Origin of the sequence: Granulicella mallensis MP5ACTX8 (assembly GCF_000178955.2) — a bacterium.
GTDB lineage: Bacteria > Acidobacteriota > Terriglobia > Terriglobales > Acidobacteriaceae > Granulicella > Granulicella mallensis.
This window is the reverse complement of record NC_016631.1, coordinates 6,097,747-6,118,765: the sequence shown is the minus strand read 5'-3', so window position 1 is coordinate 6,118,765 and position 21,019 is coordinate 6,097,747. Positions and strand designations below refer to the sequence as shown.

Annotated in this window: 17 protein-coding genes; 9 read left to right on the top strand and 8 right to left on the bottom strand. The window is 61.0% G+C overall.

What is annotated here, in order from left to right:
* Positions 1-100: 100 nt before the first annotated feature.
* From ACIX8_RS23755 to ACIX8_RS23740, 4 genes are all read right to left on the bottom strand, one after another.
* A complete protein-coding gene (locus ACIX8_RS23755) occupies positions 101-1,147 on the bottom strand; it encodes an aldose epimerase family protein (RefSeq protein WP_014267951.1) in 1,047 nt (348 codons plus the stop codon).
* Between the two features lie 111 nt (positions 1,148-1,258).
* Positions 1,259-2,671: an L-fucose/L-arabinose isomerase family protein gene (locus ACIX8_RS23750; RefSeq protein ID WP_014267950.1), complete on the bottom strand. Its 1,413-nt coding sequence runs from the start codon at positions 2,669-2,671 to the stop codon at positions 1,259-1,261.
* Between the two features lie 144 nt (positions 2,672-2,815).
* Positions 2,816-4,303, bottom strand: coding sequence for a xylulokinase (gene xylB / locus ACIX8_RS23745; RefSeq protein ID WP_014267949.1), 1,488 nt, complete (start codon positions 4,301-4,303; stop codon positions 2,816-2,818).
* A gap of 114 nt (positions 4,304-4,417) precedes the next feature.
* Complete coding sequence (locus ACIX8_RS23740; protein ID WP_044179460.1) at positions 4,418-5,707, bottom strand: ROK family protein; 1,290 nt, start codon at positions 5,705-5,707, stop codon at positions 4,418-4,420.
* 212 nt (positions 5,708-5,919) lie between these two features.
* Between ACIX8_RS23740 and ACIX8_RS23735 the strand changes: the two genes are divergently transcribed.
* The 3 genes from ACIX8_RS23735 to ACIX8_RS23725 all read left to right on the top strand — a co-directional run bounded on the left by ACIX8_RS23735 (position 5,920) and on the right by ACIX8_RS23725 (position 10,740).
* Entirely contained in the window at positions 5,920-7,470 is a 1,551-nt protein-coding gene (locus ACIX8_RS23735) for a lipopolysaccharide biosynthesis protein (RefSeq protein WP_014267947.1), read from the top strand.
* Positions 7,460-8,533: a glycosyltransferase family 2 protein gene (locus tag ACIX8_RS23730; protein ID WP_014267946.1), complete on the top strand. Its 1,074-nt coding sequence runs from the start codon at positions 7,460-7,462 to the stop codon at positions 8,531-8,533. Before ACIX8_RS23735 ends, ACIX8_RS23730 begins: the two co-directional genes overlap by 11 nt.
* 734 nt (positions 8,534-9,267) lie before the next feature.
* The gene (locus ACIX8_RS23725; RefSeq protein ID WP_014267945.1) at positions 9,268-10,740 is read left to right on the top strand and encodes a DEAD/DEAH box helicase; all 1,473 of its coding nucleotides are present in this window, start codon (positions 9,268-9,270) and stop codon (positions 10,738-10,740) included.
* Positions 10,741-11,065: 325 nt separating this feature from the next.
* On the opposite strand, the gene ACIX8_RS23720 is transcribed toward ACIX8_RS23725, so the two are convergent.
* Positions 11,066-11,329 (bottom strand): ribbon-helix-helix domain-containing protein, encoded by a 264-nt coding sequence (locus ACIX8_RS23720; RefSeq protein ID WP_014267944.1) that lies wholly within the window; start codon positions 11,327-11,329, stop codon positions 11,066-11,068.
* 127 nt (positions 11,330-11,456) lie between these two features.
* On the opposite strand from ACIX8_RS23720, the gene ACIX8_RS23715 reads away from it, so the two are divergent.
* Both ACIX8_RS23715 and ACIX8_RS23710 read left to right on the top strand, forming a co-directional pair.
* Positions 11,457-11,831: an antitoxin Xre/MbcA/ParS toxin-binding domain-containing protein gene (locus tag ACIX8_RS23715; RefSeq protein ID WP_014267943.1), complete on the top strand. Its 375-nt coding sequence runs from the start codon at positions 11,457-11,459 to the stop codon at positions 11,829-11,831.
* 11 nt (positions 11,832-11,842) lie between these two features.
* Entirely contained in the window at positions 11,843-12,493 is a 651-nt protein-coding gene (locus tag ACIX8_RS23710; protein WP_014267942.1) for an RES family NAD+ phosphorylase, read from the top strand.
* On the opposite strand, the gene ACIX8_RS23705 is transcribed toward ACIX8_RS23710, so the two are convergent.
* Both ACIX8_RS23705 and ACIX8_RS23700 read right to left on the bottom strand, forming a co-directional pair.
* On the bottom strand, positions 12,462-13,145 hold the full coding sequence (locus tag ACIX8_RS23705; protein ID WP_014267941.1) for a CoA transferase subunit B: 684 nt from the start codon (positions 13,143-13,145) through the stop codon (positions 12,462-12,464). The genes ACIX8_RS23710 and ACIX8_RS23705 overlap by 32 nt on opposite strands.
* Positions 13,142-13,846: a CoA transferase subunit A gene (locus ACIX8_RS23700; RefSeq protein ID WP_014267940.1), complete on the bottom strand. Its 705-nt coding sequence runs from the start codon at positions 13,844-13,846 to the stop codon at positions 13,142-13,144. The genes ACIX8_RS23705 and ACIX8_RS23700 overlap by 4 nt, the downstream gene beginning before the upstream one ends.
* A 156-nt stretch (positions 13,847-14,002) precedes the next feature.
* Here ACIX8_RS23700 and ACIX8_RS23695 point away from each other — a divergent pair, with 156 nt between their 5' ends.
* The 3 genes from ACIX8_RS23695 to ACIX8_RS23685 all read left to right on the top strand — a co-directional run bounded on the left by ACIX8_RS23695 (position 14,003) and on the right by ACIX8_RS23685 (position 17,772).
* A complete protein-coding gene (locus tag ACIX8_RS23695; protein ID WP_014267939.1) occupies positions 14,003-14,998 on the top strand; it encodes an ATP-grasp domain-containing protein in 996 nt (331 codons plus the stop codon).
* Between the two features lie 32 nt (positions 14,999-15,030).
* Positions 15,031-16,089, top strand: coding sequence for an LLM class flavin-dependent oxidoreductase (locus ACIX8_RS23690; protein WP_014267938.1), 1,059 nt, complete (start codon positions 15,031-15,033; stop codon positions 16,087-16,089).
* Positions 16,090-16,284: 195 nt separating this feature from the next.
* Positions 16,285-17,772 carry a hypothetical protein gene (locus tag ACIX8_RS23685; protein ID WP_150110724.1) on the top strand — a complete coding sequence of 496 codons (1,488 nt, stop codon included), beginning with the start codon at positions 16,285-16,287 and terminating at the stop codon, positions 17,770-17,772.
* A gap of 76 nt (positions 17,773-17,848) precedes the next feature.
* Here the strand turns inward: ACIX8_RS23685 and ACIX8_RS23680 are convergent, their stop codons facing one another.
* Complete coding sequence (locus ACIX8_RS23680) at positions 17,849-18,532, bottom strand: hypothetical protein (RefSeq protein WP_014267936.1); 684 nt, start codon at positions 18,530-18,532, stop codon at positions 17,849-17,851.
* A gap of 387 nt (positions 18,533-18,919) precedes the next feature.
* Between ACIX8_RS23680 and glmS the strand changes: the two genes are divergently transcribed.
* Positions 18,920-20,926, top strand: a complete 2,007-nt coding sequence (gene glmS, locus ACIX8_RS23675) for a glutamine--fructose-6-phosphate transaminase (isomerizing) (protein WP_014267935.1) — start codon at positions 18,920-18,922, stop codon at positions 20,924-20,926.
* Positions 20,927-21,019 lie beyond the last annotated feature (93 nt).

The window sequence follows — 21,019 nt, the reverse complement described above, 5'->3', positions numbered from 1 at the left end:
TGAAAGATGATGGCCTGTTCAGCGCAGCGCGAAGCGTTCCGTGACGCTAAAGCGTCACGGTTTGCGCTTCGCGCTATGGGCTAACGCCTTGTCTCCCTGTTTATGCCGAGAAACGATGAATGGTCGTACTCCGCAGCGGCGCATTCGGCTCGATCCGTACGGAGGGGAACTCCGGATGGTTCGGCGAATCCGGAAAGTGCTGGGTTTCGAGGCAGAAACCGGAGCGCCTCTTGTAGATACTGCCGCCTCTACCCTGGAACGATCCATCGAGGAAGTTGCCGGAGTAGAACTGCACGCCGGGCTCCGTTGTGAGCACCTGCATCGTCCTGCCTGAGACTGGCTCGGTTACCTCCGCCGCGAGCCTCAGGGGCTCTTCAGCACTTGCCAGCACGTGGTTATGGTCGTATCCGCCCGCAAGCTGCACCTGTTCGTCCTCGCTGTCCCACTGCAGGCCGATCTCTTTCGGAGTGCGGAAGTCGAGCGGCGTGTTTTCAACCGGGCGAAGCTCGCCGGTGGGAATCAGCGTGCTGTTAATCGGAGTGAAGCTCTCGGAGTTCAGCTTCAACAGATGGTGCGACAGGTCGCCCATGTCTCCGGTCAGGTTCCAGTAGGCATGGTTCGTCAGGTTCACGATGGTCGGCTTGTCGCAGGAAGCTTCGTAGTCCAGGCGGAGGCTGTTGTCCGTCAGCGTATAGCGCACCGTCACATGGAGCGTGCCGGGAAAGCCCATCTCGCCATCGGGGGAGACATAGGACATCTCCACGCCGTCAGGGACTTCCTGCGCCGTCCACACCTTGCGGTCGAAGCCGACAGGCCCGCCGTGCAGCGCATTGGGGCCGTTGTTGAGCGGGATCTGATATCCCGTTCCATCGAGTGTGAACCGGCCGTTCGCAAGGCGGTTGCCGAGCCGGCCGATGGTCGCGCCAATGTAGGACTTATTGGTGAGGTAGGGCGCCAGCTCATCCGCGCCGAGCGAAATCTCGCCCATCGTGCCCTTGCGGTCGTGCGTGCGCACCGAGGTGAGCCGTGCGCCATAGGTGGCGATGCTGGCTTCTACCTGCGCATTACGAAGGGTGAAGAGATGAACGGGCTCTCCCTGGGGCGTCGTGCCCCAGGCGATGGATTGGACCTGTGTGATGGAAGACATATGTAAGCGACCTAAGCAGGGTACAGGTTTTCGTGATGAGTTTCGAGAGACGAGTTTCGAGTTGCGAGAGAAAACAGCCTCACTGTCAGTGTGAGGCTGCTTTGAAAACCCTTACTCGTGGCGATGCATCTTCCATCCGAGATAGTTATTCGCCGCCTCGTACACGGGCCCCGCGACGGAGGCGAAGTTGGCTGCGACGTGGTGTTCGAAGCCGTTCTCGCAGATATAGCGCAGCAGCTTCTGCATGTTGGGGATCTCGACGACACCGGCTCCGCCGAAGGTCTGCAGAGGATCGTCGGTGAAGCGGCCCTGGCCGACGTAGCCGGTGATCTGGCCCTGGAAGTCGTCGGTGGAGAAGCGCGCGAAGCTCATGTCGCCGGCCTTGACGGTACCGTCGAGCGTGCCGTGCGCGTTTTCCTTGCCCACGGTGCCCGCGATGATGAGCTGGTAATCCATCTTCACGCCCTCGCGGAAGAAGTGCTTGGGCAGGTTCGAGCAGTGGAAGCAGACGGCCTTGTCCGGGTTGTCGCCGTAGTTGTTGTTCCAGTCCAACAGCGCCGAGGGCGTCTCGCTGGCCAGCGTGAGCGCGTACATCGAGAGTGTGCCGAGGATGTCGACCTCGCAGGCCGAGGGGATGAGCTGTTCGCTCATCATCGACATCACGGTGCAGGGCACGATGCCCAGATACTCTTCGATCGAGGTCCAGCACTGCACGGCGCTGACGGTGAGTTCTGACGCCGCCATCCAACCGTCGATCACTGCGCCGAGCTTGGCCATCTTCATCAGGGCCGCTTCAGGAGTGTCGCCGATGGGGATGTACTTCTTGATGGCCGCGAGCTTGGCCTGCACGGCATCGTCGTTGTCCTTCGACTTTTCGATGCGGCCCATGACCTCGCTCAGATCGAGTGTCTCAACGGTAATGCCGGATCGTTCGAGCAGTTTCTCCGAGTAGCGCACGGTGTTGAAGGCCGTAGGCCGCGCGCCAATTGCGCCGAAGCGCACGTTTCTCAACCCGCGCACGATGCGGCAGACCGCGGCGAACCACTGCAGGTCGCTCTTGAACTCGGTCGAGTCCGGAGCCTCCGTGTGCAGCGTGGTCAGCGAGTACGGGATACCGTACTGCTTCAGATTGTTGCAGATCGACATCTTGCCGCAGAAGCTGTCGCGACGGAACGCGATGCCCATCTTGCCGGCGTGGTCGGGTGTGGCCTGGATGAGCACTGGCACCTGAAGATTCGCGAGCCGCAGCGCATCGGCCAGGCCGCGCTCTTCGCCGAAGTTCGGCAGCGTGATGATGATGCCGTCGATCTCGGAGGCGTGTTTTTTGAACAGGGCCGCACACTTCTTCGCGTCCTCATAGGTCTCGACGGCGCCGTGTGCCGTCTCTTCCGGCGTCAGCACGATGGCCTTGATGCCCGCCGCTTCCAGCGCGGCGATCATCTCCAATCGTCCGCTTGTTGCCAGGTGGCCCGGAAAGAACCCACGGTTGCCCACCACTACGCCCATCGTCATCTGTCTACCCATCGTATTCTCCAAAAAGTCTTTCAAAACATTGTTAATCTATCGCCCTTACGTTGGTATGCGTTTGTCTCCGGGCGAGCGAGGTGAATCGAAAGAAGCGGCCAAACGCCAATAACGGCGCTCCTCTCAGGTTGTCTGCCGATTACGTCACAGGCTCACCGCATAGAGTTCCGTGAGGCGCAGACGATAGTTTGCCATGGCCTGGCGGTAGGCCTCGCGCAGCTCTTTTCTCGGAGTCGCCGTGCCGCTCTCTTCCAGCCGGACGCAGCGGCTGGTGATCTCGGTGAAGCTCTGGGGGTGGCCGATGGAGTGGCTGTAGGCATGGATCGCCTGCATGGCTGCTCCGAGGCACCCGGCCTCGGCTTCAGCCGGAACACGGATGGTAGCGCCGGTAGCATCGGCCAACAGTTGCCGCCACTCGGCGGACCGTGCCCCTCCTCCGATGACCAGGATGACCTCGGCCTGCTTGCCGTGGAGGATAAGTTCCAGGCCGTTCAGAACTCCAAAGCTGACGCCTTCGATAGCGGCGCGAATGATATTTGCGGGGGTGAAGTTATTGGAGGTGAGTCCAACGACCGAGCCCTGGGCCTGCGGAAGATCGGGGGTTCGCTCTCCGTTCAGGAACGGGAGAAAGCACAGACTCTCGCTGCCGGGTTGCGTCGAAGCCAGTGCAGGCTCGATGTCCGCGACGGTCTTGCCCAGCACGGTCAATGTTTGTGTCACGACGTTCGTAGCGTTCATCGTGCAGACCAGCGGAAGCCAGCCGCCGGAGGAGGAGCAGAACGACGCAACGTTGCCGGTGGGATCGAGCACTGGCTGTTCGGTGTAGGAGTACACCGTCGAGGACGTGCCCAGGCTGAGCGTGACGACGCCCTCGCGGACGTTGCCCGTGCCGATCGCACCCATCATGTTGTCGCCGCCGCCCGTCGAGACGAGGCACGTCTGCGGCAGGCCAAGTTGCGCAGCTACCTCTTCGCGAAGCGTTCCGACTGATTGCTCGGAGGTGAGGAGTTCCGGCAGTGCGCGATAGAGCTGTCCGCTGCCGCCATCGATCTCGTCCAATACTTCCCTGGCCCATTGGCGCGTGCGCCCATCGAAGAAGGCTGTGCCGGAGGCGTCGCCGTACTCCGCACAGAGCCTGCCGGTCAGCCAGAAGTTCAGGTACTCGTGAGGCAGCAGGATATGGCGGACGCGGGCGAAGTTCTCCGGCTCGTGCTCCTTCAGCCAAAGCAGCTTCGACACGGTATAGCCGGTGAGCGGCACAATGCCGAAGCGCTGGAAGCAGGCCTCTTTGCCTCCGAGGCGTTCGATCAGCTCGGCGTTCTGCGGGGCGGTCTCGGTATCGTTCCACAGCTTGGCCGGGCGAATGACCTGGAGGTCTTCATCCAGCACCACCAGGCCGTGTTGCTGGCCGGAGACGCCGAGCGCGAGAACGTCGGCGGTGGGAACTCCGGCCAACGCCTGCTTCACGGAGTCGCACAGGGCATCCACCCACCACTGTGGGTCCTGCTCGCGCGCGCCGTTCGGGCGTTCGATGAGCGCATGCGCGGCATAACCTCTTCCTAGAGGGTTGCCACTCTCGTCCATGAGAAGCGCCTTGGTGCCCTGCGTGCCGCAATCAATTCCGAGATACATCAACTGTCCTTGCCTAATCAATAGCAGATCGTAACTATTTTTCGTGTCTCGAAATTATGTTAGAGGTGCGCCCTTTGTCAAGGCAACCGCCCTGCCATGTATACGTATTCATCGTCATTTCTTCTTCCGGGCAGTTTTGACCGGGCGCTTCCTCGATTGCACGGGATGTGTGGAGCGATGGTAGCTGGCATGCCGATGCAACAGCATGGCGGAGGCGCCGCTGAGCCGGGCGAGATAGCCGTCCCCGGCGATAGCCAGCCGTGGAGCGGGTTTTACCAGCATGGTCGCCTGCAGCTCCTGCTCTACGGTCGGGCCGAACTTGTCCCAGCAGGAGGTGATCTCTCCGGTGATGAGAATGAGCTCCGGCGAGAGCGCGGCGGTAATCAGGCGCAGGCCCTGCCCCAGTGATTTCGCCTGGCGGAAGACGGCCTTCTCGGCAGCGGCCTCGCCCTCTTCTGCCATACGCAGGAGTTCCTGGATATTGCAGCTTGGAGCTTTGGGGGCCAGCTCCTTGTAGATACGGAGCGCCGCGCGCGAGGAGGCAAAGATCTCCCAGCAGCCACGCTGGCCGCAACCGCAGACCGGGCCTGAGGAGTCGACGGGAATGTGGCCGAACTCTCCGGCAAGGCCGTTGAACCCCGATTGAAGCTGCCCTCCGGCAAAGATGGATGTGCCGACGCCTTCGGATATGGCCACGAGAACGGCATTTTTCACGCCTTGAAGCCGGCCGTTCCAGAGTTCGGAGGCGAGGCAGGCGTTGGCGTCGTTGTCGAGTTCTACCTGCAGACCGAGACCCGCCTCGAGCGCCCCTTTCAGGTCGAAGTCATGCCACTTGAGGTTGGGGGCCATCAGGATGCGCTGTGTGACGGGATGAACGCGTCCCGGGACGCTTACGCCCACGCCTTCAAACGACTTGTCGGCGTGCTGCTTGCGTAGTTGCTGCATCCTGTCCACGATGCGGGCGATGGCCGCGGTGGGGTCCGATAACAGCATGACTGTCTCATGCGCCAGGAAGCGCCCGCTGAGGTCGATGATGGCCACGATGGCCCGGTCGGGACGAAGGTCCAGCGCCAGGGTTACGAGATCGGAGTTGACCGAGAGCATGGTCGACGGACGGCCGCGTGCTCCCTGCACCACGGCGCCTTCCTTGATCCACTTTTCCTCGAGCAACTGCTCGACGATGGCGGAGATGGTGCTGGGCTGCAGGCCTGAGAGGCGCGAGAGATCGACGCGTGAGACCGGCTGGCGAAAGCGGATGAACTCGAGAACGATGTCCCGGTTGATGTCGCGCGCTATCTCACTGGAGGCTGATTGCGCGGAGGAGAGATCGATGTTGCGGACCCCATGAGATCTTCCGGATACATATTGCCTGGCCGCCGATTCGGCGATGCGTTTCTTGCTCATGGTGGTCACAATCATACGACACGCGAAAAAATGCTTGCAGCATCCCAAACCGTGTGAAGTGCGTCCTAGTGTTCTGAGTCGTTCGTTCGATGCCGGTTCAACGGCTGATAAACTTTACCCCGGAACACCCCTGTCGTGCTCTCCGGCAACCGAGCTGCATCTCTTATTTTCAGTAGTTTTTTAGCAGGAATGCAGTCTCTCTCTTGAGCCGGATGCCGATACCGAATACCCCAAAGACGACGGAACCCCAGGACCCCGAGAGAGCGCTCACGGCAGCGGGGGAGGCTGCCTTTGTGCAGCCGGATGCCACGCTGCCGCCATCACCACCGGAGGCAACGCCTCCTGAACGGCATCCAGATCCGGAGCCTGCTGGCGCCCCTACTGGTCTGCTACGCCGTCTCCTGCACTTTGTCGGCGTCGACCGCGCCATAGCGTTTACGGTGCTGGCGCGCGGCTGGTCGTCACTGGCCGGCGTCGGTACCCTGGCCCTGATTGCGCGCTTCCTTTCGCCCGCGGACCAGGGTTTTTACTACGCCTTCTACTCGCTCGTTCAGATGCAGATCATCTTCGAGCTGGGATTCTCGGTGGTCATTCTGCAGGCGGCCTCCCATGAGGCTGCGCACCTTAACCTTGCGCCCGACGGAACGATCACGGGCCCGGAACAGAGCCACGCACGCCTGGCCTCGGTGCTGCAGAAGGCCTTTCGCTGGTACACCATCGCCGCCATTCTGATGGCGCTGACGCTGATGCCGGTCGGCATCGCTTTCTTTCGCCACATTGCGAACAAGTCCAACGCCGGCGACGTTCACTTCGTGCTCCCCTGGCTGCTGGTGGTCTTCGCTTCGAGCTGCACCTTTCAGATCGACCCCATCTTCTCCTTCCTCGAAGGTTGTGGATATATTCCCGAGGTCTACCGCACACGGCTCCGTCAATCTCTTTTGAGTACGGTTCTGGGCTGGAGTGCCTTTCTGCTGCATCATGGCCTCTATGCTCCGGGGTTCTTCATCCTGGGGCAGGCGATTGCGGGGGGATGGTTCATCTTTACCAAACGCCATCTGCTACTCCCCTTGCTGCGCCACAGTACGCGGAACTTCCGCATCGACTGGGGCAAGGAGATCTGGCCGTTCCAATGGCGGATCGCTGTTTCGTGGCTCGCTGGATATCTGACGAGCTCGCTCTTTGTCCCGGTACTGATGAACTCGCGCGGGCCGGTAGAAGCGGGACGCCTGGGCATGAGCCTGACTGTATGCGCCACCCTGAGCACGATGGCCGTCTCCTGGATGAACACGAAAGCTTCGCCTTTCGGGCAGATGATCGCGCGCAAAGAGTACCGCAAGCTCGACGGCGTCTTCACGCGAGCGCTGGTGCAATCCACGGGAGCGGCTGTGCTGGCGTGTATCGCCGTCTGGGTCGTCGTGCAGTGGCTGCTGGTGCACCAGGTGAAGATGCACGGCGTCCTTCTGGCGAACCGCCTGCTGTCTCCGATCCCGCTGGCGATGCTCTTCTTCGGTACCGTCGGCAACGTGGTGGTTACTGCCGAGGCCCTCTATATCCGCGCACACAAACAGGAGAAGTTCATGGTGAATTCCATCCTGGGTGCGCTGTATTCGATCCCTGTCGCGCTGGTGATCGGCACCATGCAGTCTCCGCACGGCGGCGCCTGGGGCATCGCCGCCTCGTATGCCCTGGGGACGGCTGTTATCGGGCTGGGCTACGGGACCTACACCTTCCTGAAGTGGAGAAGAATTTGGCATGAGGCCTGAGACGACGTTTTCCGATTCCAATTCCACAGCCCGGCCTCTGCTGACCATCGCGATTCCTACCTTCAATCGAGCGCAGGATCTCATCGCGGCCTTGATGGTGCTCGAGCCGCAGCTCGTCGCCTATCCGCAGGTCGAGGTGCTGGTCTCGGATAACGCCTCCGCGGACGACACGCCCCAGGTCCTGGCAGCCGCGCAGGAGCGCTTTGCGGCCCAGGGAATCAGGCTGGAGATTCAACGCCATGCCGAGAACATCGGCTCCGACGCCAACTTTGTCTCCTGCTATCACCGTGCGCGGGGACGCTTTTTCTGGCTGTGCGGGGATGACGACCTCATCGTCCCCGGAGGTCTGGCACAGCTCATGCCGCATCTGCAGGATGCGGAGGGGAAGCCCTCGGACGTCGACCTGGTCTATGCCACGAGCTATGGCTTCCGCGAAGACTATCAACGTGAGCGGCAGGTGGACCCCTTCGGCCGCCGGTTCCACACCCTGCGCAATCCGCGGGACGTCAGCATGGTGGTGAACATCATGTTCACCTTCATCAGCGGCATGGTGGTGAACAAGGAACGCCTCGAATCGCTGCCGCATGAGGACCCTGCAGCGTTTATCGGAACGAACCTCGTGCAGTTGTCGTGGGCGCTGCCCCTGCTGCTGCATCATCGCCGCTCCATCGTGCTGTGGGAGCGTCCGGTGGCGGCGCGTCAGGGGAATGCGAATGGCTACTCCCTGGGGAGGGTCTTCGGTGAGCACCTGGCGGGCAACGTGACGAGGTTGTTGCCGGGCAGGCCAGACCTCTCGGACCCCATCCTCAACTTCACGCTGCGGCGCTGGTTCCCTTCGATTCTGCTGGATGTGCGCAGCGCCGGCAACGAGACGCTGAAGCTCGACGAAGCACACGCTGCTCTGCAGCAGACGTTCGGGAACAACTCACGATATTGGATCTTTACCTATCCGGCGTTGACGTGGCCGCTTCCGCTGGCGAAGCTCTACACGCGTGTGACGGCGATGCTTAGCAAGCTGATTTACATGGCGCATCTGCCGGGGTTCTGGCGGAAGCAGACGTAGAACTTCTGTTTCTCTTCCTTTTCAATCACCACCGACTCGTCATCCTGAGCGAAGCGTCTCGCGTCCTTTGCGAGACGCGCAGTCGAAGGACCCCAAAGCTGTCCACGTTACCCATGCACCTCACACCTTTTCAACCATAATATTCGTGCGCTGGTGGGTGGCAATCATCTCTGGCCTGGGGTTGGATGATCACCGTGCACGAGAAGATGAACTCGTAGCGTTCAAGATGTTTGGCGCGGGACGAGCCTGTGCACTGGCCCTTGTGGTGGAAAAGGGGTGAGCTGTATCGGTAAGAAGGGATGCTTCGGGGTCCTTCGACTGCGTCACTCGCAAAGTTCGCGAGTGACTTCGCTCAGGATGACGCTTCTGTGGGAATACCTCATCGATGCGAACATCGCACGTGCTACAATGAAATTGCGTTGAAAACTAGACGCAGGGCGCCGCGGGCAGATGACTCCAAATGGATTCGAGTCTGGCCAGAGACCGCGAACGCCAACCACCCTGTACCCCTTCCACCGCTTGCTTTATGTGCGTTGGTTGCTCTGGCTAGAAGGTCGGTCCATCGGGACTTTCCTCGCCGTGCAGCAGCAGTGCTTCGAACCCTCCGAGCTTCGGAAATGGGAATGAAACCAGGCAATGCTGAATCGGAATCCATGACGCCTATCGTGCGCCTATGCCGGTCTGCGTCTCTGCATTTGTTCGCCGCTTCATCCACCTGTTTTTGAAGGAATATCTTGTCTACTCTTACGCTTGAATCAATTTTGAACCCCGAACCCCTGGAACCCACGCGGACCATCATCGCCACCGACGCTGCTACTACCGTCACCTTTGCCGACTTCGACATCTCACAGCCCCTCAAGGACCGCCTCGCCGCCGCCGGTTTCGTTACGCCGACGCCCGTGCAGGCCGGAGCCATTCCTCCCGCGCTTGAAGGCGACGACATCCTTGCTACCGCCTCTACCGGCACCGGCAAGACCCTCAGCTTCCTGATCCCCATGATCGATCGCCTCGAAGAGATCTCGAAGCCCTCGACCCGTGGCGCGAAGAACCCCATCCTGGCCCTGATCCTGCTGCCCACGCGCGAGCTCGCGATGCAGGTACTGGACTCCTACTTCAAGATCTGCCCCACGCTCAAGAGCGATGCCGTGCTGGTTTGCGGTGGTCTCTCGGAGAACACGCAGCTCGAGCAGCTGAGCCGTGGCCCTCGCCTGGTGGTTGCAACCCCCGGCCGCCTGGAAGACTTCCTGCGCCGCCGTTCGGTTTCGCTCAAGGACGTCGACATGCTCGTGCTCGACGAAGTCGACCGCATGCTGGACATGGGCTTTCTCCCTGCCATCAAGCGCATCGTGCAGGCCCTGCCGAAAGATCGCCAGACCATGTGCTACTCGGCCACGCTGGATGCCAGCATCCGCGAGATCGTTCGCGACTACGTGAACAACCCCGTCCGCATCGAGATCGGCACCACCTCGAAGCCGAGCGACCGCGTTGAACTCCGCGTCTACACCGTCATGCAGGACCAGAAGCTCGCGCAACTGGACAAGATGCTGAAGGAAGAAGAGGGCACCTACCTCGTCTTCTCGCGCACCAAGCACGGCGCGGACCGCATCGCCAAGAAGCTCGAGAAGGCCGGCCATCTGACCGAGGTTATTCATGGCGATCGCTCGCAGTCGCAGCGCACCGCAGCCCTCAGAAACTTCACGATGGGCAAGGCCCGCATCCTGGTGGCGACCGACGTAGCCGCTCGCGGCATCGACGTCTCGCACATCGCGCATGTCGTGAACTACGATCTGCCCAACGGCTCGGACGACTTTGTTCACCGTATCGGCCGCACCGGCCGTGCGGGTGCAAAGGGTGTGGCGACGACCTTCGTGACACCGCTCGAAAAGGGCGACGCCCGCAAGCTGGAGCGCGAGCTGAAGATCAAGTTCCAGTGGCACGAGGCCGATAAGAACCTCGAGAAGGAACAGCGCAACCAGCCCATCGACATGAACAACGCTGCAGGCGGCGATCTGCTGCAGATGGAGACGCGTAGCTGGAAGAGCGGCGACGCCGACTCCAGCAGCCAGCCGGCACCGCAGCGTTCGCGCAGCGGCGGCGGGAACTTCGGCCGCTCCAACTCGGGCTCACGTGGCCCTGCCGGTGGTGGCCGCTCGCGTAGCGGTAGCGGCGGACCTCGCAACGGCCGTGGCGCCAGCCGCGGACGCTAACGGATGAAACAAGAAAGCCCCTTTTTGCGGTGATTTACTGCCGCAAAGAGGGGCTTTCTTGTTCTGGAACTAAAACGGACGAGTTAGGTCGACTCTGAACACAGATCCACTCTATAGGGTATTGTTTCCGACGAGATCACCCCCAAAACTGTCATCTCGACCGAAGGCGGCGTTCTTTGCCGCCGTAGTGGAGAGACCTGCAGCTTGTTTGTACTGGCACTATCGCCTGCGCGGGCAACCTGCAGGTCTCTCCACTACGCATGACGATAAAGCCATCATGCTTCGGTCGAGATGACAGTTTTGGTGCGACTGCAGTGGAACGGCCCTAACGCTTATTGGTTTGCCGGGCTTCCTGTCGCAATTCGGCAAAATCCAGAGGCACGGCAGGTCCGCTGGCCTTCCCCTCAGCCCACATCTCCCTGAGCCGTTTGATATCCAACTGACGCTGTTCGTGTTTGAACTGCCAATCGCGAAGGGCCTCACGGACGATCTCGCTGGTCGTTGCATACTCCCCGGTTTCAACAGCGGCTTTCAGAGCTGTAAGTTGTTCGCCTGTTAGCGCAACGCTTACTTTTTGGATATCCGGCATAAAGTCCTCATAGTAGCAAATCTTACTACTTCTTGCTTCTATCGGCTTATAGTATGAGTTTGGCTACAATAAAGCTACTTTGACGCAACCTTTTCGATACCTTATGATCCTATATTGGAGGTGTTCGATGGCTGCTGCTCATGTATTTCAAGTGACGGAACCCGTGCTCTTCAATCCGCAGACCGGTCGCCTGGACGCGGCGCGGATCGCTCGCGAGATGAATGTCCCCGTCGGCACGATTGCGGAGGCCATTGGCCGCAAGGCTCCTGGTGTTCGCAAGCATCCCGATGCCAGCAGCCTGCAGGGCGGACTGCGGCGGCTCTATCGTATCTGGGTGGCGCTCGTGGACCTCTACGCTGGCGATAAAGGCAATGCGCGCATCTTTCTCAATGCGCCCAATCGGCATCTTGAGAACCATGCTCCGATCGAGTTCATCCAGAACGGCGATCTTGCCCCGTTGGAGTTATTCGTCGATGCTATGAATTTCCGGCAACCCGCCTGATCGAGTAGCCATTGCACTCTGTTGAAAGACTCATTCCGGTTTTGGAGAAGGCCCCGCTCGTTTCCCAGGCAGGGTTCAGCTTTCGTGTCATCGCGGACCGGTGGCGGGCATCGCCTCTGTCTGCCATCGGAGCCTTCGAGCGCGGTGGCCGATTCAATGCGCCGCGCATGTTTCCAGTCCTCTATAGCGCGGACAGCCAGTTGACCGCGCTGCTTGAGGTTGAGGCTCTCTTCCTCGACGCCAAGGAGCGATTGCGCGGCGTACCTCGCAATCCAGACCTGATTCTTACGCTCGACTGCACGCTGTTGCGCGTTCTGGATCTTACGGTTGAGAACCTCTACGCCGATCTGGGCACGTCGCATGAGGAGTTGATCAGCAATACTCCTTCACGCTTCATCGCGAATGCACGCAATCAGGAGACGCCCACGCAACAACTTGGGCAGGCCTGTTTTCGCTCCGGAAATATATCCGCCCTGAAGGTCCCAAGCGCCGTGAATCCGCAAGGGTATTGCCTGGATATTCTTGTCGAATCCCTCGTTGTCGGAGAGCGCGTCGCGGTGCTTGACCAGAACGGTCTTCTTCAAGCCGAAGTGACCGGGTTGATTCCCAAGCCAATAGGCTTGCACAGCTCTAAAGCATCGCCTTCAACCTCGGCGAGATGATCAACTTCGCCTCCGTCGCTGCCTGCACCTGTTCCACCGTTACGCCTTCCGCGATCTCTTCCAGAACCAATCCCTCGGGTGTGACTACGATCCACGCCAGCTCTGTCGCAATCGTATGAACGACGCTCACGCCGGTGAGCGGCAGTGTGCAGCGGTGCAGGATCTTGGGCCGGCCTTCGCGTGTCGTGTGCTCCATGGCGACGATCACCCTCCGCGCGCTCGCGACCAGATCCATCGCCCCGCCCATACCTTTGACGACCTTGCCGGGGATCATCCAGTTGGCCAGCGAGCCCTGTTCATCGACCTCCATTGCGCCGAGGATGCTCAGGTCGACGTGGCCGCCGCGGATCATCGCGAAGCTCTCTGCCGAAGAGAAGAAGGACGTTCCCGGCAGCACGGACACCGTCTCCTTGCCTGCGTTGATGAGGTCCGGGTCTTCTTCGCCCTCCAGCGGATAGGGTCCAATGCCGAGCATCCCATTCTCCGACTGCAGCACGACATCCATCCCCGTCGGCACATGGTTAGCGATCAGCGTAGGCATGCCGATGCCGAGGTTCACATAAAAGCCATCGCGCAGCTCCTGCGCCACACGCCGCACAATGCGGTCGCGCTTGGCCGTATCCGCGGTCTTTGCCAATATCTCAGAGCTCATCGGGGTGCCTCCACCTTGCGCACGGTTCTTCGCTCGATCCTCTTCTCGCACGGCGCGCAGTAGATTCGCTGCACGTAGATTCCCGGCGTATGAATCAGGTCCGGATCCAGCTCGCCCGGCTCGACCAGCTCTTCCACCTCGGCGACCGTCACACGCGCGGCTGTGGCCATCATCGGATTGAAGTTCCGGGCCGTCCGCCTATAGACGAGATTTCCCGCACGATCGCCGCGCCAGGCCTTTATCAGGGCAAAGTCCGCATGCAGGGCCCTCTCCAGCAGATACATCTTGCCGTCGAACTCGCGCGTCTCTTTTCCTTCGGCGATCACTGTGCCTACACCCGCCGGGGTGTAGAAGGCGGGAATCCCCGCTCCGCCTGCACGAATCCCCTCCGCCAGCGTGCCCTGCGGGATCAGGTTGACCTTCAGTTTGCCCGCAATCACCTGCTGTTCCAGCAGCTTGTTTTCACCGACATAGCTTCCGGTGTGCGAGGCGATCAGCCCGGCCTCCAGCATCAGGCCCAGGCCGAAGCCGTCGACGCCCATGTTGTTGGAGATGGTGTGCAGCCCACGCACGCCGCGCCGGATCAGGGCCGCGATGGAGTTCTCAGGAATGCCGCACAGCCCAAAACCGCCAAGCATGACGATTGCTCCCTCGGGGAGGTCGTGCAACGCCGCATCCGCACTTTCGAAGACCTTGTTCATCCGTTACACCCGCCGGACGACTGCCCGACGTCATTTCTTCCGGCCTGTAACCGGCGCAGACCGAAAGCCGAGAGTACGCGTCTCACGGAAGCGAGGTCAAACCTGCATCGCCCCCTGCATCGCCAAGACCCCCTCGCACGTCTTATCCTGAACAAGATGACGAACTCACTCCCCATCGCGATCTACTACGAGCAGCCGAACTGGTTCAAACCGCTCTTCGTCGAGCTTGACCGTCGCGGCACGCCTTACGTGAAGCTGTTTGCGCCCGACCACTTCTACTCGCCCGAGGATCATCCCGAGGAGAAGTATTCGCTGGTCTTCAACCGCATGTCGCCCTCGGCGTGGAATCGCGACCATGGCGACCAGATCTTCTACACTCTCGGCTATCTCGAGCACCTCGAGAGCCGCGGCGTGAAGGTGATCAACGGCTTCAAGGCGTTCAGTTCCGAGCTCAGCAAGGCCGGCCAGCTTACGCTGATGGACTCTCTCGGCATCGCCTATCCCAAGGCCCGCGTCATCCACCGGCCCGCACAGGCGGAAGCCGCGAGCGAAGGTCTACGCTGGCCCATCGTCGTCAAGCCAAACATCGGCGGCAGCGGTGCTGGCGTCAAGCGCTTCGACGGCATGTCGCAGCTTCGCGCCGCGATTGCCGCTGAGCCCGGCTCCCCCGATGCGCTTCAGTTCGGTCTCGATTCGACAGCCCTCGTGCAGGAGTTCATCCCCGCACAGGATGCGCACATCGTCCGCGTCGAAGTTCTGAACGGCAAGTTCCTCTACGCGATCAAGGTCCACATCACGGGCGAGACCTTCGACCTGTGCCCCGCAGACATCTGCCGGACGACCACCGGCGTTGATCTGAACCGCGCCGCCTGCGCCATCGATGCCCCCAAGTCCGGCATCACGGTCGAAGGCTACACGCCTCCGGCCGAAGCGATTGCGGACGTTGAGACGATCATGCGCCACTCCGGCATCGACATCGGTGGCGTGGAGTACATCACCGACTCACGCGACGGCCAGCGCTACTACTACGACACCAATGCGCTGAGTAACTTCGTCGCCGATGGGCCGAACGTCATCGGCTTCGATCCCTTTGCGAAGCTGGTGGACTGGCTCGAAGCTGAGGCCGGTGTGTCCGCTCTCAGCGCACAGTAACAGACAACACGCGAACGGAGATCGGACAACACATGCGTTATGGCTTCTGGCTTCCCGTCTTCGGCGGCTGGCTTCGCAACATCGACGACGAACGGATGCCCGCGACGTGGGAGTACACCCGCGCGCTCTGCGAGCAGGCTGAAGAACTCGGCTACGACCTCACTCTCATCGCTGAGCTGAACCTCAACGACATCAAGGGGCCCGAGTCCGACTCGCTCGACGCCTGGTCGACCGCTGCGGCGCTCGCAGCGGTGACGAAGAAGCTCGAACTGATGGTTGCCGTTCGGCCCACGTTCCACAATCCCGCATTGCTTGCCAAGCAGGCTGCAAACATCGATCGCATCAGCGGCGGTCGGCTGACGTTGAATGTCGTCTCGAGTTGGTGGGCGGACGAGGCGAAGAAGTACGGCATCGCCTTTGACGAACACGATGACCGCTACGCCCGTACGAACGAGTGGCTCGACGTCCTCGACAACTGCTGGAGTCAGCAGCACACCTCGCACTCCGGCCGCTTCTACAACGTCGAAGACAATCTCCTCTCGCCCAAACCGTTTCCGCATCGCACCTATTCGGGCGGCGCAAGCTCTGGCCGTCCCACGCTCTATGCCGGGGGCGAATCAGAGACCGCGAAGAACCTCATCGCCGCCAAGTGCGACGCCTACCTGATGCACGGCGACGATCCCAATACCATCGCTGCCAAAGTTACCGACATGAAGCAGCGCCGCGAAAAGACAGGCCTGCCGCCGATGACCTTCGGCGTCACAGGCTACTGCATCCTGCGCGACTCAGAGGCCGAGGCGCAGCAGGAGGTCGATCGCATTACCGCGCAGCCCGACCCCTCGCAATCGCCCGCCGGCTTCGCCAACTTTCAGCAGTGGGTTACCGGCTCGCAGCTTGAAAAGAAGATCAACCTGCGCGATTATTCTGTCTCCAACCGCGGTCTGCACAGCGGCCTGATCGGTACACCCGAACAGGTCAAGCAGCGCCTCGCCGACTTCGAAGGCGCAGGCTGCTCGCTCGTGCTGCTGCAATCCTCGCCGCAGCACACGGAGATGGCACGCTTCGCGAAGCAGGTCATGCAGCACTCGTAACTCGCCTCTCGAAACTCGTAGCTAAAAGCCAAACCACTCTGCTTCCACCCGACCCTCGAAGTTTGTGGGCCGGGCGAGAAGCAGGTTCGTTCGGCTACATCTCAGTTGACGGCAGAAAAGCTATAACACCTAATAAAAGCGCTTTACACTTGCAACTTCTCGTCTGTAACCCATACCCTTCTGTGCATGAAGTTCATGGACCGCCGACGCTTTCTGCTTACGACCGCCGCTACTGCGGCAACGCTTCCCTCTCTCCGCGCTCTTGCCCAATCTCCTGCTGCTGTTGCGAAACTCACGCTGCATCCTGACGCCCCCGGCCCCACGGTTCCGCAGAACTTCATCGGCCTGAGCTACGAGACGCAGCAGCTCTCCGACCCCGCTTTCTTTTCGGCCAACAACGAAGGCCTCGTCGCGCGGTTCCGCGAGCTTTCTCCGAATGGTGTTCTCCGCATCGGCGGTAACACCTCTGACGTCGGCTGGTGGAAGCCCACGCCCACCAGCAAGCAGCCGCCTCTGCCGCCCAGTGTCGTCATCGTCACTCCAGGACCGGACGAGCGCCCTTTTCAGGAGCTTGCTTATTCCGTCACTCCTGAGGCCGTCACGAATCTTCGCTCCTTCCTCGACGCGACCGGCTGGACCTGCCTGTACGGAATCAATCTCGGTACCAGCACGCCCGCACGCGCTGCGGAGGAGGCTGTCTTCGTCGCGAAGACGCTCGGCTCCAAACTCGAATACTTCCAGGTCGGCAATGAGCCCGACGGCTTCACACGCCGCTTCCGCGAGAAGGCCAAGTGGACTGCCGACGCCTATCTCGACGAGTGGCTCGCCGCCGCCAACGCCATCCGCGCCCGCGTTCCCTCCGCGCGCTTCGGATTGCCCGATACCGCCGGCAATCCGGAATGGTCGACCACCATCTCCACCCGTCTCGCTGCCATGCACGAGCACCCGGAGATCGCTGCCATCTCGCACCACTACTACTTCACCGGACCTCCATCGAACCCCAAGGCCAATCTCGACGAACTGCTCAAGTCCAATCCCAAGGTACAGAGCGTAGCCGAGACGACCCGCGCTGCAGCCGCCAGGATCGGCACGAAGTACCGCATGACGGAGGGCAATAGCTGCTACCGTGGCGGCCGTCCGGGTATGTCGGATGTCTTTGGTGCTGCGCTCTGGTCGGCGGACTACCTGCTGACCCTCGCCTCCCTCGGTTACGCAGGAGCGAACCTGCACGGCGGCAGCGGCAAGGCTGTGGCGGACTCTCTTGGCGGCACGCTGCCCGGCGAGTTGCTAATGCCCGACCCCAAGGCTCCGCATCCGCGCCCGTTCTATACGCCCATCGCTGAGGTTGAAGGCCGCTATGTCGCCGAGCCCGTGTCTTACGGCATGCGGTTCGCCGGGCACTTTGCCGGGGCGACGTTTATCCCGGTCGACTTCAACTCCGGCGAGGTGAACGCCACGGCCTTTGCAGCGAAGCTGCCCACCGGCCAGATCGTTGTCGCGATCATCAACAAGGACAAGGCAAAAGCGCTTCACATCGATCTGGCGGGCTACAGCCTGGCGTTCACGTTGAGCGCGCCATCGTTGGCTTCTACCAAGGTAGAACTTACGGAGCCGTCGAAGTTTCGTGAGGCGTCGATTGTTGCGCCTGCCAGTGCCGTTTTGTTGTACGGGTCGCAGGGGTAGGTTTTAGCGCCGTCTTTGTATTTCGTCGTCATCCTGAGCCTACGGCTCAGGATGACGACGAAATACAGATAACACCTTACTTCAACTCGACCCGCAAAAATTCCACCCGCTTCGCACCCGCCTGCACATTGAGTTTCGCCGTATCCCAGCTCTCGCCCGCATGCGCTATCTTCCCCGCACACTGCGCACCTTCAACCTGGATCGCCAGCCACACCACGTGTTTCGCCTCCGAGTGCAGGAGCGCACTCTTTCCTGGCTGTACTCCCTGCCGCACGATGCGGATGTGCGTGTCTTCGAACTCCACCTTCTCCGGCTGCGCTGCATGCCAGAAGGCCTTTCCCGCTGCGGGTGATCGCGAATGCAGCGAGTCGAGATGCAGCGGCAGCGTCTTGAACTCGACACGCAGAAAGTCGCTTGGCGTTTTGCTCAGGCTTTCGACTTTGTGTGTCTCCTCGCGTCCTGCGTTCAGACGCAGTTGCCCGATATGCACCGGCTGGCGGGTGATGGAGAAATCGTCATCGCCGGTATGGATAAACTTCACCGGCCCCGCATCGGAGAGATAGACGTACAGCGTCGGCGTCTTCGGATGGTCGTGCTGCGGTACATGCTCGCCCGCGCCATAGTGCGCGTGGATCACGCGCACCCACGGGTCTTCGAACTCTCCCCAGTAGTTTTTCGGCAGTGTCTTCAGTGGGTCCTGTGCTCGCCCGTAGAGCGCTACGCTCATCACCGCCAACAGCATCATTGCGATTCGCCGCATTCCATGACTCCTCAATGCCAATACCCTGCTCAGAACTTGTAGTTGCCTTTGCTTTTGTTTTTCTAGTTGTCATTCCGAGCGTACCGAGGAACCTGCTGTCTCCCGTTTTTAAGGTGCCGCCAAAACGTGGGGCAAAGCTGCATCCTGCTGATGCATAACGGTGTGGGCAGCAAGGGCGAAGAGCGGGAGACAGCAGGTTCTTCGTTTTACTCGGAATGACAACTAGAAAAGCAAAAAGCCTCACAGCTATTGCGACAGCATTCCCAGAACGCTTCGATGCTACCGCAAGCTCGCTGCCATCCTGTCAAATCCCCCCTGCCCCTCTGCCTGATTATTTTCTGTTTTCTAATTCCTGTTCCCTGTCCTTCACGGTCTACACTGCTAACCATGTGTGGAATCGTCGGTTATATCGGCCCTAAACCCTGCGTCCCCGTCATCATGGAAGGGCTCGCTCGCCTCGAGTACCGCGGTTATGACTCCGCAGGCATCGCCGTCGCCGGTGGAGGCCACGCGCTGCAGCTTCGCCGTGCTCCCGGAAAGCTTCGCAACCTCGACGCCATCCTGCGCGAAGACCCTGTGCACGGAACCTACGGCATCGGCCACACGCGCTGGGCCACGCACGGCCGCCCCACCGAAGAGAACGCCCACCCGCATCGCGACGGCACCGGAACGCTGGTCGTGGTGCATAACGGCATCGTCGAAAACTACCTGCAACTCAAGAACGCGCTCATCGCCAAAGGCCATAAGTTCGCCAGTGAAACCGACACCGAGATCATCGCGCATGTCATCCAGGACGAACTGGAACTAGCGGTTGCCAGTACCCGTACCGACGCCGCTTTGAAGGGGACGGGCTTCAGCCCGTCCATTAACGCTGCCCAGAAAGCAGGGGCTTTAGCCTCGGAGGCAATCGACGGCAGCGACGAATCTCAAACCGTCCTCACTGCCCCGCCCTCTTTATCGCTCGAAGAAGCCGTTCGTCGCGCGGTCAAGCGGCTCACCGGAGCCTTCGCCATCGGTGTGCTCTCCGCGCACGAGCCGGACAAGCTGGTTGCCGCGCGCATGGGCCCGCCCGCGGTGCTGGGCATCGGCGAGGGCGAGTACTTCCTCGCCTCCGACGTTCCCGGCATTCTGCACCATACCCGCACGATCTACTTCCTGCAGGACGGCGAAGTCGCCACGCTCACCACGCAGGGCATCGAGTTGACGGACTTCGCGGGCCAGGCCCGAACGCTCACGCCGCAGCGCATTACGTGGGACCCGATCCAGGCCGAGAAGGCCGGCTACAAGCACTTCATGCTCAAGGAGATCAACGAGCAGCCCCGCGCCGTCCGCGACACCACGCTGGGCCGCGTCTCGCTCGAGACCGGCAAGGTCTTTCTGCCGGACATGAAGATTTCGCCTGCGGAGTTCCGCGCGGCGACGGGCATCACCATTGCAGCCTGCGGAACGAGCTGGCACGCCGGGCTCGCGGGCAAGTTCATGATCGAGCGCCTAGCGCGCCTGCCGGTCGACGTCGACTACGCCAGCGAGTACCGCTACCGCGACCCGATCCCCTCGCCCACGGACATCGGCCTGCTCATCACGCAGTCGGGCGAGACGGCCGACACCATCGCGGCGCAGCACGAACTTATCGCTAAGGGCTCGAAGACGCTGGCCATCTGCAACGTAGTGGGCGCGGCGGTCACGCGTCTTGCGCAGGGCACGATCACCACCAACGCCGGTCCGGAGATCGGCGTCGCCAGCACCAAGGCCTTCACGGCCCAACTCACGGCGCTCTTCACCTTCGCGCTCTATCTCGCGCAGGTGCGCGGCACGGTGGATGACACCACCTCGCTGCATCTGGTGACGGAGTTGTCACGCGTTCCGGGCAAGATAGAAGAGATCCTGCGCTCCGTGGACGACCAATGCCATGAGCTGGCGAAGCACTTCTCCACGGCCCGCGATTTCCTCTTCCTCGGTCGCGGCATCCACTACCCGATCGCTCTCGAAGGTGCGCTGAAGCTGAAGGAGATCAGCTACATCCATGCCGAGGGCTACCCCGCCGGCGAGATGAAGCACGGCCCCAACGCGCTGATCGACGAGACGCTGCCGGTGGTCTGCATCGCAACCAAAGATCCCAGCGACCCCAGCAGCGTCCTGAAGTACGAAAAGACGCTCTCGAACATCCAGGAGGTCACAGCCCGCTCCGGCCGCGTGATCGCCATTGCCATTGAAGGCGACGAGCACATCGGCCAACTGGTGGAACATGTCATCCACATTCCGCAGAGCCATGAGCTGCTATTGCCCATCCTCGAAGTCGTGCCTCTACAACTGCTCGCGTACCACATCGCTGTGCGGCGAGGATGCGATGTGGATCAGCCGAGAAATCTTGCGAAGAGCGTAACGGTGGAGTAGCTGAAGAGCCAGAGAGAGGCCTGTTCGAATTCATCCCTACCGAATGACAGAGATCTGATGTTGCTTCACGGTGTATTTTTACTGTAAGTATCT